The 13,875-nt window shown below is 45.1% G+C and carries 9 protein-coding genes; 2 read left to right on the top strand and 7 right to left on the bottom strand.

Translation table 11 applies throughout. The annotated features are described in order from the left end of the window. Positions 1 to 152: 152 nt before the first annotated feature. From ACVBIL_RS11080 to ACVBIL_RS11070, 3 genes are all read right to left on the bottom strand, one after another. A complete protein-coding gene (locus ACVBIL_RS11080; RefSeq protein WP_447167041.1) occupies positions 153 to 902 on the bottom strand; it encodes a lytic transglycosylase domain-containing protein in 750 nt (249 codons plus the stop codon). Continuing rightward, entirely contained in the window at positions 899 to 1,921 is a 1,023-nt protein-coding gene (locus ACVBIL_RS11075; protein ID WP_447167040.1) for a DUF3137 domain-containing protein, read from the bottom strand. Before ACVBIL_RS11075 ends, ACVBIL_RS11080 begins: the two co-directional genes overlap by 4 nt. A gap of 121 nt (positions 1,922 to 2,042) precedes the next feature. Further along, complete coding sequence (locus ACVBIL_RS11070; protein ID WP_447167039.1) at positions 2,043 to 2,612, bottom strand: LemA family protein; 570 nt, start codon at positions 2,610 to 2,612, stop codon at positions 2,043 to 2,045. A 1,163-nt stretch (positions 2,613 to 3,775) separates the two neighbouring features. Here ACVBIL_RS11070 and ACVBIL_RS11065 point away from each other — a divergent pair. Next, positions 3,776 to 5,395 carry an AbgT family transporter gene (locus ACVBIL_RS11065; RefSeq protein WP_447167038.1) on the top strand — a complete coding sequence of 540 codons (1,620 nt, stop codon included), beginning with the start codon at positions 3,776 to 3,778 and terminating at the stop codon, positions 5,393 to 5,395. 540 nt (positions 5,396 to 5,935) lie between these two features. Here the strand turns inward: ACVBIL_RS11065 and ACVBIL_RS11060 are convergent. Beyond that, positions 5,936 to 7,270, bottom strand: a complete 1,335-nt coding sequence (locus tag ACVBIL_RS11060; RefSeq protein WP_447167037.1) for a permease — start codon at positions 7,268 to 7,270, stop codon at positions 5,936 to 5,938. Between the two features lie 224 nt (positions 7,271 to 7,494). Here ACVBIL_RS11060 and yfcE point away from each other — a divergent pair, with 224 nt between their 5' ends. Next, positions 7,495 to 8,052 carry a phosphodiesterase gene (gene yfcE, locus ACVBIL_RS11055; RefSeq protein ID WP_447167036.1) on the top strand — a complete coding sequence of 186 codons (558 nt, stop codon included), beginning with the start codon at positions 7,495 to 7,497 and terminating at the stop codon, positions 8,050 to 8,052. A 448-nt stretch (positions 8,053 to 8,500) separates the two neighbouring features. Here yfcE and ACVBIL_RS11050 read toward each other — a convergent pair whose 3' ends face one another. The 3 genes from ACVBIL_RS11050 to ACVBIL_RS11040 form a co-directional block, all read right to left on the bottom strand. Then, complete coding sequence (locus ACVBIL_RS11050; protein ID WP_447167035.1) at positions 8,501 to 11,659, bottom strand: efflux RND transporter permease subunit; 3,159 nt, start codon at positions 11,657 to 11,659, stop codon at positions 8,501 to 8,503. Between the two features lie 9 nt (positions 11,660 to 11,668). Continuing rightward, positions 11,669 to 12,820: an efflux RND transporter periplasmic adaptor subunit gene (locus ACVBIL_RS11045; protein WP_447167034.1), complete on the bottom strand. Its 1,152-nt coding sequence runs from the start codon at positions 12,818 to 12,820 to the stop codon at positions 11,669 to 11,671. A gap of 361 nt (positions 12,821 to 13,181) precedes the next feature. Beyond that, positions 13,182 to 13,871 (bottom strand): DNA-3-methyladenine glycosylase I, encoded by a 690-nt coding sequence (locus tag ACVBIL_RS11040; protein ID WP_447167033.1) that lies wholly within the window; start codon positions 13,869 to 13,871, stop codon positions 13,182 to 13,184. Between the last annotated feature and the right edge of the window lie 4 nt (positions 13,872 to 13,875).

Below are 13,875 nucleotides of genomic sequence, written 5' to 3'. Positions count from 1 at the left end.
CAGTTACGGTAGCGCTTTAGCAATATCTGTACCCGTTCAACATGGGCTTGGGTTTCAGTGGATATAAATGGAGTGGGGCCCTATGTATCGCCCACTACTTTATCTTTATCTTTATGGTTTGGTTTGGTTTGATTTGACGTTAAAATCAGAAGTTAACTATTACGATAACGTTTAAGCAGTATCTGCACCCGCTCAACATAGGCTTGGGTTTCAGGGTAGGGCGGCACACCATTATATTGATCTACCCGTGAGGCGCCTGCATTATAGGCGGCGCAGGCCAAATTAATATCACCATTAAACCGCTTGAGTAGCTGCGCTAAGTAGCGGCTGCCTGCCAAGATATTTTGCTCAGGATGAAACGCATCACTCACCCCTAACTCTTTTGCTGTTGCAGGCATTAACTGCATCAAGCCTTGAGCGCCAGTTTTAGAGACCGCAGCCGATTTAAAGGCCGACTCAGCATGAATGACCGCGCGGATCAGCGCCGGTTCGAGTTGATACGTTTTTGCCGCATTGGCAATTAAACGCTGATATTGATAAGTAAACAACGGGATCGATTTCCAGTTGATATTGGACTCAGGTTGGCAGGCGTAGCAATCAAACAGTAACACCTGATAATGCCCCTGCTGCGGAGCATGATCGCTAAACACTAATACACCATCAGCAGTGCGATAGTGATACACCTTCTCGCCTTGATCTCGGCTATGGCTAATCACTTTAGCGTTAGTTAATCGACTTGGTGTCGTGTCACCCTTTACGCTTTTCCCCAACACACTTTTATTTGATGGCTTAGCCACAAAGTGTGGCTTCTGTCCCTGAGTCTGAGTCTGGGCCTCGGCCTCGGCCTGCGCAGTAACGGCAAACAAGCACAGTAAACCAACCAGCATTCCTTGCTTCATCATAATCCAGTCGATTGTTCTAATTGCAGAACGTCGACTATAGCAAAAAGTTGCTTCATCTCTTTATTTATCTGGCTAAATTCATATTCAAAGGTGGCCGCTTTAAATATCGACGCCATTTCAAAGCGATTATCTTTACTGCCGAGCATAATAAGTAACTTATTTTGGTAAAAAGCACATTGGATCTTGTTATCGAAACTTGCCGATAGCGCCTGTAATCGCTCCATAAAGGTGACAGTTAATAGATATCGCGCCTCAACTTGGTCTGTAGAGAACACATCAAACTGCTTTTCAAAAATGGGATCTTCCAACTTTACCCGCTCTAGGCCCTTAAAAGAATCTGACAGAAAGTTCACTAAACCGCCGCGAGTCTTAACCACAACCGTATGCCCCCGAAAATCTTTGTGGCTGCTCAGTTCAATCATCACCCCTTTAAAAACCGTTACTGTATCGGTATTTTTATCACGTTTAATTTGCTTGGTAAGATGCAGCTCGTTAATCGCAATCTCAGTACTCTTATAGGTGCCCTGCACATAATCTTCAAAGTTAGCAGCATCATAATAAGGCAGTAGCTTTGAGGCTTTAAGCCTTGTTAGGCTCATCTTATGCTTCGGACTAAAAAGAAAATCATGCCCGAAGTATTTAAAAATTAATGGGTAGATTTTCTGCTTCACATCAGTCTTATAATGCTTAATTGGATTAAACACCCACCAAGCAAACGGCAGCGCCAGCACAACCAAACCGATAAGGTAAATCGGCATAGAGTTTGAAGTATTTAGGTAAGGTATAAACATAAAAGCCATGCCAACCAAGCTCAGATAGATGGCAACAGAAAGATATAAGCGCTGGCGACAAGACTTTAAGCTAGCTACACGTGCGTTTTCAAACTTACTGGTCAGAGGCTCAAGGTGTTGTTGATAGTATTGCTTAAACTCATCAATCTCTGCTGGGGCGGCAACTAAGTTATTACTGTTGCGGATAGGCTTTATCGATGCGCCAAAAAGGAAGCTAAAGAGGTTCATATTATCGCTCACACACTCCGATGCGGTTTAGCCACAGCAATAGCCGCAATCTTGATATGAATTGCGGCTATTACTGAAAAGTCACAATTACTCTAAATAATCAGTCACTTTAAACAATCAGTTATTTTAAGTAATCACTGGCATCTACAGGGGCTGTTGACGCCTCGTCTGCTTCATAAAAAGGCATCACCTTGACGTTAGCCATTGAGGCAATAATTGATCCGGGAAAAATTTCAACTGCGGTATTCAGTTCAGAAACAGCCGAGTTATAGAAACGACGCGCTGCAGACAGCTGCGCTTCCACTTCGTTATAGGTTTGCATCGCTTGCAGCATGGTATTGTCTGACTTGAGATCAGGATAATTTTCGACGCTCACCATAAGTTGTGACATTTTTTGATTGAGCTTTTCAGCGACGTCGAGGTGGGATTTCACCGCATCAGAATCGGCATTGTTATAACCCTTAGTCGCCAAGGTGCGTAATTCGGTGATCTCTGTGAGTAACGACTTTTCATGATCCATATACTTTTGTGCGATCTTGAGAATATTAGGTACCAGGTTAGAGCGCTTCTTCAACTGAACGTCTATGCCAGATAAGGCTTCTCGCCCTGTATTACGCTTTTTAATTAAGCTCACATACCAGAGGTAGCCAATAATCACGACTAAACCTAACCCCAACAATATCCCTTCCATTTGTACTTCCTACCTATTTTTATTGAAATGGTTTCGCTGCTCTTTGCCAAAGCTGCAATCTTTTGCAGCAAGTCATTTCTGTCACTCTTTTCTGAAAAAATCATCTTCAGAAGCAAGTCCTCTCTAGCTAAGACAAAGCGATACACTATTTACTTATGACTCATACTGTTACTTATTTAAGCGATGAAATCCAGCTTCTATACAGATTACACTAGTGATTAGTGTGTTACTTTTTAACCTAAGCCACAACAAACTCTTAAAAAGTTGCTGTAAAACGTCAACTAAACATCGACTAATATCACCTTTATCGACTTAACTGTTTAAGCAATAGAAAATGACTAGCAGCCGTATACTCTCTGTTCACCCAAATAATTAATATTCTTTAAAATCAACATTAAGAACCTTGTACAAAACTGTTGTTTTTTGAACGGTTTAAAAATCATCTCTCGTATTTCAGCAACTGTCATACCCTAACCGATGAACTAATTAGTACTTTTAATTAACTTTAGGCTTAGTCATTTATTTGTATCGTTTTGAGTTTAAAAACCAAGCTAGCGAAATTGGCCATGGTAAATGACAGACTAAAATAAGTTAGAAATATAACGCTATTTCTATTCAGTCTAGATACAGCTTACCCTAGATATAGTAATCACATTCCTAACGGACATCTCCAACATCTATCCCCTTTGGACTCATTTAATATGGGTCCTTTTTTTGGGTTAAAAACCAAACAAAAACAACCATACTATTAAGTACTTACGCGAAAATAAACTTTGTAATCCGTAAGATTAACAACTGTTAATCCAAGTTGTTTTGCTCGTTCAGCTTTGATACAGCTAACCCTAGTTATAGTCATTCCAATCCCAACGGATATTGTTAATCAATCCCTTTTGGACTCATTCAAATGAGTCCTTTTTTTTTGCCTAAAATTCGCTAAACACCCTCTCCTTAATTCAAGTTTAAAACCCTGCAAAGCCGCACTGGCACTCACGATTACGGCAAACTACGCTAACAACAAATGAGTCGATTTAAGGTTTAATTAATTTTTATTATCCATCATGCCACATCGGCTTAACAAAACAGTGCTCATTTGTAGTCACTCAAGTCGAAGAAAATTAAAATAAAAACAACAAAATAAAGAACTTACTTTGAAGGAAGATATTATGAGCACCAATAACGGCGATAGTTTGCCCTTGTCCGACGATCTCCCCTCTGCTCCCAATAACAAACCTAATGGCTGGTTTGTTCGCTTCCTAAACGTGGTTGAGCGACTCGGTAACTTACTGCCTCACCCTATCACCCTATTTGCCATGTTTTGTGCTGCTGTTGTCGTTATTAGTGGCATAGCAGGCTATTTCGAACTCACCGTTATCGATCCTCGTCCAGAGGGTGCATCGGGTCGCAGCAGCGATGGGCTTATCCACGTTGTCAGCCTGATGAACGGCGAAGGCTTAAGGATGATAGTCTCTAATTTAGTGACTAATTTCACAGGTTTTACTCCGCTAGGAACAGTGCTTGTCGCCCTGCTCGGCGTAGGTATTGCTGAGCGTTCCGGTCTGCTATCTGCGGCCATGCGCTTACTCGTAATGGGAGCCTCAAAACGCTTAGTGACACTGACGCTCGTTTTTGCCGGTATCGTATCAAATACAGCATCAGAGCTGGGTTACGTGGTGTTAATCCCAATGGCGGCGATGATATTCCACTCTTTAGGTCGTCACCCACTTGCCGGACTGGCAGCCGCTTTCGCTGGCGTATCGGGTGGATATAGCGCTAACTTACTACTGGGCACCGTTGACCCATTACTATCTGGGATCACAGAAGCTGCGGCGCAAATGATTGACCCAGACTACCTAGTTGGACCCGAAGTAAACTGGTACTTCATGTTTGTCTCCACTTTCTTAATCACTTTCCTTGGCGCACTCGTTACCGAAAAAATCGTTGAGCCTAAGTTAGGTAAATATGATGTGAGTGAGGCCGCAACCGACCTTAGCCAACAGAAAATGGATACGGTTAATGCTCTCGAAAAGAAGGGATTAAAGGTAGCGGGACTGACCATTTTAGTCATGTCGGCAGTGCTAGCGCTCACCATCATTCCTGAGGGCGCACCGTTAAGAAACCAAGAGACAGGCTTAGTCGCTGGTTCTCCTTTCTTAAAAGGGATCGTGGCATTTATCTTTATCTGCTTTGCCATACCAGGCCTAGTATATGGCCGCGTTGTGGGTACCATGAAACGCGATATTGATGTGATTAACGCCATGTCTCACAGCATGAGCAGCATGGGTATGTACATAGTGTTGGTATTCTTCGCCTCGCAGTTTGTCGCCTTCTTTAAGTGGACCAACCTAGGCGCTGTACTTGCCGTATCCGGCGCCGACGCCCTAAATGCAGTCGGCTTAACCGGACCATTAGTATTTGTGCTGTTTATTATGATGTGTGGCTTTATCAACTTGATGCTAGGCAGTGCTTCTGCTCAGTGGGCCGTTACCGCGCCTATCTTTGTCCCTATGTTGATGTTGGTCGGTTACGCACCAGAAACTATTCAAGCGGCTTATCGAATCGGTGATTCGGTAACCAACCTTATCACCCCGATGATGAGTTACTTTGGCCTGATCTTGGCCGTCGCATCTCAGTATAAAAAGAACCTTGGTATCGGCACGTTAGTCGCAACCATGCTGCCATACTCGATAGTGTTCTTTATCGGCTGGACCTGCTTCTTCTTTCTTTGGGTGTTTGTATTTGGCCTGCCAGTAGGCCCAGGGGCTGCAACCTATTATACGCCTTAGAAGGTAAAAGATAGGACCTAGGTTCGAGGTCCTAGGTCCTAGGAAAAGCTGAGACGGTAAAGCTTAAAACATAGATCCTAGGCCCTAGGTTCGAGACCCTAGGCCCTAGGAAAAGCTGAGACGGTAAAGCTTAAAACATAGATCCTAGGTGCGAGGTTCTAGGCCCTAGGAAAAGCTGAGACAGTAAAGCTTAAAACATAGATCCTAGGTGCGAGGTACTAGGTCCTAGGAAAAGCTGAGACAGTAAAGCTTAAAACATAGATCCTAGGCCCTAGGTTCGAGATCCTAGGTCCTAGGAAAAGCTGAGACGGTAAAGCTTAAAACATAGATCCTAGGTGCGAGGTTCTAGGCCCAAGGAAAAGCTGAGACAGTAAAGCTTAAAACATAGATCCTAGGTGCGAGGTTCTAGGCCCTAGGAAAAGCTGAGACAGTAAAGCAAAGATGTAACGCTGTTATCTTTACGCTTTTCCTAGCAGCCAACTTGTTGGCGTCCTCGCAGTGAGCTTGCGAACGTCCTAGGATCTAGAACCTAGTACCTTCCTAGCTCTTACCTAAACGGTAATACCAAATCGATAGCGGGACAAAAATGACATTCATCATGGTAGTGAAATTCCAACCAAAGCCGCTTTGATGCAAGGTACGAATGGCTTCCTTCGACGCTGACCAATCCACATGCATATAAATTAAATCAATGATCAGCCCTGTCGCCAGTATGCTCAAAAATAACAGCGCTCCCATCCAACGTGCAGGTTTGGTGCCGTAATATTTGGCATAGACTCGCAGCATAGGAATAGTTAGCACATCTGCCAAAATAAAGCCCATTACACCACCAAATGAAATACCGCCGTGCCACAAGGCCGCCGCCAATAATAAGTTACCGACAGAGCATACATAGGCAATCACAGCCACAAAGATACCGATGAGCACATCTAATAAGGAATGTATCCATGCGGGCAGGCTAGTCTGACTACTGATAAACAACTCTCGCCACCAGTCAGCCGGCACTAAGGCAATCAATACCGAAGAAATGACCACGCCAATAACGATATCTTTACCTATCATGCCGATATCCATATAAAAATAACCGGCACTACTGCGTATCTTATCCATGTAGCTAGGCTGCTTATCGCTACTGTTTTTTGTATCTGCGCCCGACATATCCGCACCACATTTCCCTGCGCCGCACTTCATCTCTTTAGCACTCTTATTTACGTTTGAACTAGGGTCCGCTTTAGCCATTTCAGGCATATCGGCACCGCACTTCATCTCTGTAGCGCTCTTGTTTACGTTTGAACTTGAGCTTGAGCTAGAGGCTGGACTAGCGATTGGACTTGGATTGGCAGCTGGGGTTGCAGCAGCCATACCGGGCATGGTCTCACCACATTTCATTTCAGTCGAAACGCCTTTCTCTTCAGCCAACAACTTGTCACGTAGTGCCCGAGACTGCTCTTTAGGATAGAAACGGAAAATAAAGCCAACTATGACGATAAGTAACAGGCCACCGATTATCTCACCCCACAAAAACTGCCAACCAAGCAAGGACACGAGTACGATAAACATTTCCAAAATCAGATTGGTACTTGCCACTAAAAAAGCCATGGCATTGGGGAGTGTGGCATGCTTAATCAATAAGGTTTTAGAAAGGGATGCCGCAGCATATGAACAAGAAGAGGAGACCATACCCAAAAGCGTGGTAAGCAGGAGACTGGTTCCATTGGTTCTGCCTAAGTGCTTTACAACGACATCGAGGGGCAAAATATTACGCAGTACAGATGACAGCATTAAACCAAAGGCCAGCGGCCAATAAATTTGCCACACCATACCACTTAAGGTACTAAGCACATGCCAGATTAGTTCAAAGAAACTCTGCATCATATTGCCTCTATTAATTCGGGAATATTTAATTCGCTAACAACCTTGGCTAGCGCTAATCATTACGGCTAAAGAGGGGGGAAGCGGCTTCACCATAATAGTTAATTGTTATTTTAGTTCACCCAAATTGATCCATCGTTTTTTTGTCATTAAATCTAATTAATTAGTAGATTTATCGAGTAACAGGGTTATATTTAGCAGCTGTTTTATCTCTCTAGGCATCGTTTATGAAACTCTTTATCGCCTCTGATTTACACGGCTCCCTTTCAGCCACGCAAGCCATGTTGAGCCGGTTTGAACAATCCAATGCACGTTATCTTGTTTTGCTCGGAGATTTACTAAATCACGGCCCACGTAACGCCATTCCTGAAGGGTACGATCCTGTCGGCTTGTCTGAGGCGCTTAATGCCTATGCCGATCAGATTATTGCGGTTCGTGGTAACTGCGACAGCGAAGTTGACCAGATGCTGCTGCAATTCCCTATCACGGCGAGTTATGCCCAAGTGTTGCTTCCACAGACACGGTTATTCTTAACCCATGGTCATATTTATAGCCCAGACAAACTCCCGCCACTGCAAGCCGGTGATGCCTTAGTCTATGGTCATACTCATATTCCGGTCGCCGAATATCGCGACGATATACTGCTGTTCAACCCAGGTTCAACCACAATTCCACGCAATGATGGTCGAGCTTCATACGGCTTAATTACTGACACCGAGTGCCAAGTGCGCGCACTCGATAACGATGAGCTGTTACTAAGCTGTCTGGTACGCGTTAAAAGATAGGTCCTAGGTGCGAGGTGCTAGGATCTAGGAAAGGCTAAGACGGAAAAGCTTAAAAAATAGGTCCGAGGTGCTAGGCCCTAGGAAATGCCAAGATGGAAAAGCGTAAAAAATAGATCCTAGGTGCGAGGTGCTAGGCCCCTGGAAAAGCCAAGACGGAAAAGCTTAAAAAATAGATCCTAGGTACGAGGTCCTAGGCCCTAGGAAAGCAACAACCAAAAGATTCCAAGCACTACGAGTAGGCTTTAGCTTTTAAGCTTTTAAGCTGTTAGCTTTTAAGCTGTTAGCTTTTCCTAGCAGCCAACTTGTTGGCGACCTAGAACCTAGGTCCTAGTAGGTGCGCAGCACCGTCCTCGCAACGAGCCTGCGATCGCTCTATCTTTAAGGCAACAAAAAGCCCAGCATCTGCTGGGCTTTTTAGTCTTAGCGCATTAACGATATAACCCTAGGGCTATTTGTTCGCCTTAGCAGCTTTGGCCTCTGCTTTAGCAACTTTCGCTGCATCTCGTTCGCGCTTACTGAACATACGCTCAACAATCACGAAGAAGATTGGGATAAAGAAAATACCCATAAAGGTCGAGCTCATCATACCACCCAGTACCGCTGTACCGATGGCATTTTGGCTACCAGAGCCTACACCGCTACTGATTGCTAACGGCACAACACCCAGACCGAACGCTAGCGACGTCATCAAGATTGGACGTAGACGCACTCGAACCGCATGTAAGGTTGCTTCAACAAGACCCGCCCCTTTCTCATAGTATTCTTTGGCGAATTCTACAATCAAGATGGCGTTCTTAGTCGCTAGACCCACGGTGGTCAGTAGACCGACTTGGAAGAACACGTCGTTAGGCAAGCCACGACCATTCATCGCAAGTAGTGCACCGATAATACCCAGCGGTATGACCAATATCACCGAGAATGGCACCGACCAGCTTTCATAAAGCGCCGCCAATACGAGGAATACCACTACAATAGATAAAGCATACAGCATAGGTGCTTGGTTACCCGACAGACGCTCTTCATAAGACAGACCGTTCCACTCGATACCAAATCCTGGCGGTAGTTTCTTGGCCATGGCTTCGATGTCATCCATCGCCGCACCCGTACTGTAACCTTCCGCTGTACCACCTTGAATATTCAACGCAGGTAAGCCGTTAAAACGCTCTAGACGTGGAGAGCCATATGCCCAGGTACCTGAAGCAAAGGCTGAGAAAGGAACCATCTCACCCTTAGAGTTGCGTACATACCAAGAATCAAGATCTTCTGGCTGCATACGGTACTCAGCTTCACCTTGCACGTATACTTTCTTAATACGGCCGCGATCGATAAAGTCATTAACGTAGTTACCACCCCAGGCAGTGCCCAGTACGCTGTTAACCGACTCAATATCAATACCTAAGGCTCGCAACTTACCATGGTCTATATGAACTTGATAAAGCGGTGCATCTTCTTGACCATTTGGACGAACGCCCACTAGGTTTGGATTCTGCGCTGCCATACCCAGCAACATGTTACGTGCCGCGACTAGCTTGTCATGACCTTGGCCATTCTTATCCTGCAGGTAGAAGTCGAAACCGTTAGCGGTGCCCAATTCGATTACCGCTGGCGGTACGAAGGCAAACACGAAGGCTTCTTTCATCTGCGAGAACATGCCCATGGCACGGTTAGCAACCGACTGTACGTCTTGACCAGGGCCAGTACGTTCAGACCAATCTTTTAGACCAACGAATGCGATACCCATGTTTTGACCATTACCCGCGAAGCTAAAGCCTGAAACCGCAAATACTGATTTAACGTTGGCACTTTCATCGTTTAGGTAGAAGTCAGACACTCTTTCAAGTACTTCTTTAGTTTCTTGCTGAGTCGAGTTCACCGGCAAAATAGCCTGGGTAAACAAGATCCCTTGGTCTTCGTCAGGCAAGAATGCGGTAGGCATACGCATGAAGATCCAACCCACTGCAATCGTGATAGCAAGGTACACCATCATAGTGCGACCTATACGCTTGATCATTGCCGCTACACTTGCTTCATAACGAGACGTTAGTGCGTCAAACTTGCGGTTAAACCAGCCAAAGAAACCTGTTTTCACATGGCTTTCACCTTTAGCAATGGGCTTAAGCATGGTGGCACAAAGTGCAGGTGTCAGAATAATCGCCACCATCACAGACAGTGCCATCGCCGACACAATCGTGATTGAGAACTGACGATAAATCACACCCGTTGAACCCGACATAAATGCCATAGGAACAAATACTGCAGATAGCGTTAGACCAATACCCACCAGCGCGCCGGTGATCTGATCCATCGACTTCTTGGTGGCCTCAATGGGACTGAGGCCTTCCTCTTGCATTACACGCTCAACGTTTTCCACCACAACAATCGCGTCATCAACCAGAAGACCAATTGCCAGTACCATAGCGAACATGGTTAAGGTGTTAATAGAGAAGCCTGCTGCCGCCAAAATTGCAAACGTACCCAGTAGTACAACGGGTACCGCAATCGTTGGAATTAGCGTTGCACGGAAGTTCTGCAAGAACAGGTACATGATCAAGAATACGAGTACCACGGCTTCAAGCAGCGTATACACAACACCTTCAATTGATTTCTCAACAAATGGCGTGGTGTCATAGGGATAAACCACTTCCATCCCTTCAGGGAAGAAAGGCATCATTTCTGCAATCTTTGCACGTACACCTTCAGCCGTAGCCAATGCGTTTGCACCGGTTGCTAACTGAATACCCACACCTGCTGCAGCTTTACCATTATAATATGACTCAACTGCGTAGCTTTCTGCGCCTAGTTCAACACGTGCCACATCTTCTAGGAACACTTTCGCGCCCGATGTATCGGCTTTAATGATGATCTTTTGGAACTGTTCTGCAGTTTGTAGTCGGCTTTGAGCCGATACAGTCGCGTTGAGTTCTTGGCCTGGTAATGATGGCGCACCACCTAACTGACCTGCCGATACCTGCGCATTTTGCTCTCTAATCGAGCTAATAATATCTTGGCTGGTTAGGTTATATTGCGTCAGTTTTAATGGATCAAGCCAGATACGCATTGCATACTGCGCACCAAATAGCTCAATGGTACCTACACCAGGAACACGGCTTAGCGGATCCTGAATGTTAGAACCCACGTAATCGGCAATATCGTTTTTATCCAGTGAACCGTCTTCAGATACGAAGGCCGCTACCATCAAGAAACCCGCGCTCGACTTAGTTACGTTAACACCTTGCGCCTGAACTTCTTGCGGTAGTAGAGGCATTGCAAGCTGTAGCTTGTTCTGCACCTGTACCTGCGCGATATCAGGATCGGCTTCGGCGTTAAACGTTAAGGTAATTTGCGCATTACCAAAGCTATCACTGGTCGATGAAATATAGCGAAGGTGGTCAAGACCTGTCATTCGCTGCTCAATAACCTGAGTTACCGAGTCTTCCATCGTCTTAGCCGATGCACCAGGATAAACAGCGCTGATCACAACCGACGGCGGTGCAATACTCGGGTACTGAGATACGGGGAGGCCCACAATAGAGAGCACACCTGCCAGCATCACAATAATAGCGATCACCCATGCAAAAATTGGGCGATCGATAAAGAAACGTGCCATAACTCTGCCCTATTTCTGTTGTGTTTCAGGTTTCTTATCAGCAACCAAAGGACCCGCTTTAACTGGGGCACCTGGACGAATTTTTTGCAGGCCTTCAACGATTAGCTGATCACCGGCTTTAAGACCGCTGGTAATACGCCATTGGTTATCAATAACCTCTGCAGTTGTTACGATACGCGCTGCAACCTTGCCATCTTCAATAACCATAGCAACCGCTTCACCCTTGGTATTACGGGTAATCGCTCTTTGTGGTACTAAAATTGCCTCTGGATCGGTACCTGTATTTAATACCGCACGTACATACATGCCAGGCATCAACACACCGTCAGGGTTCGGAAACTCTGCACGGATAATCACTGAACCTGTGTTTTCGTTTACTGTCACTTCAGCAAACTGCAACACACCGGTTTGAGCATATGGCGTACCGTCTTCAAGGATCAGCTCAACATTCGCGTTAGCTGCCGCTTCAATTTGACCACGCTTTAGCTGAGACTTAAGACGCAACATCTGCGCGCTCGACTGAGCGATATCAATATTCATCGGGTCAAGTTGCTGAATCGTTGCCAGTGTTTGGCTCTGATTTGCAGTAACAAGTGCACCAGCAGTCACGTCAGACTTACCGATACGACCAGAGATTGGCGCGGTTACTTTGGTGTACTCTAGATTAATTTGTGCAGTATTAATTGCCGCTTTAGCAACCGTTACACGCGCTAACGCTTCTTTGTAAGCCGCATCCGCTTCATCATAATCTTGTTCACTGATTGAATTAAGCTTTACTAGCTTCTCAAAACGCAGTGCCTTTGCTTTAGCCGATACTAAGCCTGCTTCAGCGCTAGTCAGATCAGCCTTGGCACTAACAAGTGCAGCTTCATAGGTCGATGGCTCGATTTGATATAAAGATTGTCCTTTTTCGACATCTCTACCTTCAATAAAGCCGCGTTCCATAATAATACCGCTTACCTGTGGACGTACTTCCGCTTCCAAATAAGACTTACTACGACCCGGTAATTCAACCATAATTGATTGAGGTTTAGTGGTGATAGTTATAGCACCTACTTCCATTGGTCCACGCTGCTGAGGCCCTTGTTCAGGTTTTTGCTCACAGCCAGTTATCCATAACGCCACACTTAAAACAGAGGCAATTTTCACTATTTGCCGCATGAGAACTCCTAATAAAGCCATCTACTCGGTAATGAGTTTTTTGAAAGCAGAAAGTGCCGTCAAACCCACCTTTGGAAGCATAATTTTTTGTCAAATATTTAACGGACCTTTATCTCATAATGTCCGCGTGTCAACAAGAAGAACTCCTAGTTTAAATTGTAAGTTAATGAAAATTTCCGCATAAAATCAGCCGCATGTGTTTACCAGTTGTTAACAGGAGTAATAACAAGCGGAACATGTTACCCAGAAGTTAATGCTAGCAGCTTTAACGCGTGCATCATTAACATCAAGTCACCATTAACAATTAATTTATAAGGATTTTATCCTGCGGCACAAAATCAAAAAACAGCCAGGTTAAAATCTATATTCGATTATCACCAACACTACAAGCTAACACTCTACTGATATTGGCTAGAGTGCGCCCAGATTCTTGTTGCCAATGATTAAACACCTCTTGCACCTGCTTCATGCCAGCTTTTGAGCTAAAGCCATAATCAACTAGACCGTGACTCTTCAAATAGCCTTGTACGTCATTGGTTAATAGAAAGGTATCTTTGCCCATAGCGCGCAAAAAGTAAGGCCCTGTATTACCACCGAGGCGAGTGCCCTTGCGTTTGAGCTCAGCCCAGAGCCCTGTGATATCCTGGCTCGGCCAGTCAGCAATATACTTGGCAAAGCTGCCGTGCACAGCCGCAATATCATTGACCATATGGGCATTGTCATAAATGGCCATCGTCTTCTTTAAATGGCGGATCAGTTTGGGATCACTGGCGCGCTCTTGTAGCTGCTCTGGCGACAACATCAACACTTTAAAGGGTTCAAAGCCAAAAAAAGCTTTCTCATATTCAGGCCATTTAGCCTCTACAATCCGCCACACAAAGCCACTTTGGAATACCTTCTTACTGATCTCTGATAGAAGTTGTGCATCGCTATATTGTGTCAGTTCTAAAGGCGACAAACCTGTAGGGAGCAGCGCTTCTAATCCTGCATCCCCTCCCTTTCGCTCTGCAGCTCTGGCATAAATAGTGGCAAACTTTTCAATTTGGCTCATATTC

This window comes from Shewanella sp. 125m-7 (genome assembly GCF_052977045.1).
This window is presented reverse-complemented; position numbering and strand designations above follow the sequence as displayed.

Excerpts from the sequence above, each read along its gene's own strand:
- ACVBIL_RS11075 (WP_447167040.1), bottom strand. The coding sequence starts at position 1,921 with ATGAACCTCTTTAGCTTCCTTTTTGGCGCATCGATAAAGCCTATCCGC.
- yfcE (WP_447167036.1), top strand. The coding sequence starts at position 7,495 with ATGAAACTCTTTATCGCCTCTGATTTACACGGCTCCCTTTCAGCCACG.
- ACVBIL_RS11070 (WP_447167039.1), bottom strand. The coding sequence starts at position 2,612 with ATGGAAGGGATATTGTTGGGGTTAGGTTTAGTCGTGATTATTGGCTAC.
- ACVBIL_RS11080 (WP_447167041.1), bottom strand. The coding sequence starts at position 902 with ATGATGAAGCAAGGAATGCTGGTTGGTTTACTGTGCTTGTTTGCCGTT.
- ACVBIL_RS11045 (WP_447167034.1), bottom strand. The coding sequence starts at position 12,820 with ATGCGGCAAATAGTGAAAATTGCCTCTGTTTTAAGTGTGGCGTTATGG.
- ACVBIL_RS11065 (WP_447167038.1), top strand. The coding sequence starts at position 3,776 with ATGAGCACCAATAACGGCGATAGTTTGCCCTTGTCCGACGATCTCCCC.
- ACVBIL_RS11040 (WP_447167033.1), bottom strand. The coding sequence starts at position 13,871 with ATGAGCCAAATTGAAAAGTTTGCCACTATTTATGCCAGAGCTGCAGAG.
- ACVBIL_RS11050 (WP_447167035.1), bottom strand. The coding sequence starts at position 11,659 with ATGGCACGTTTCTTTATCGATCGCCCAATTTTTGCATGGGTGATCGCT.
- ACVBIL_RS11060 (WP_447167037.1), bottom strand. The coding sequence starts at position 7,270 with ATGATGCAGAGTTTCTTTGAACTAATCTGGCATGTGCTTAGTACCTTA.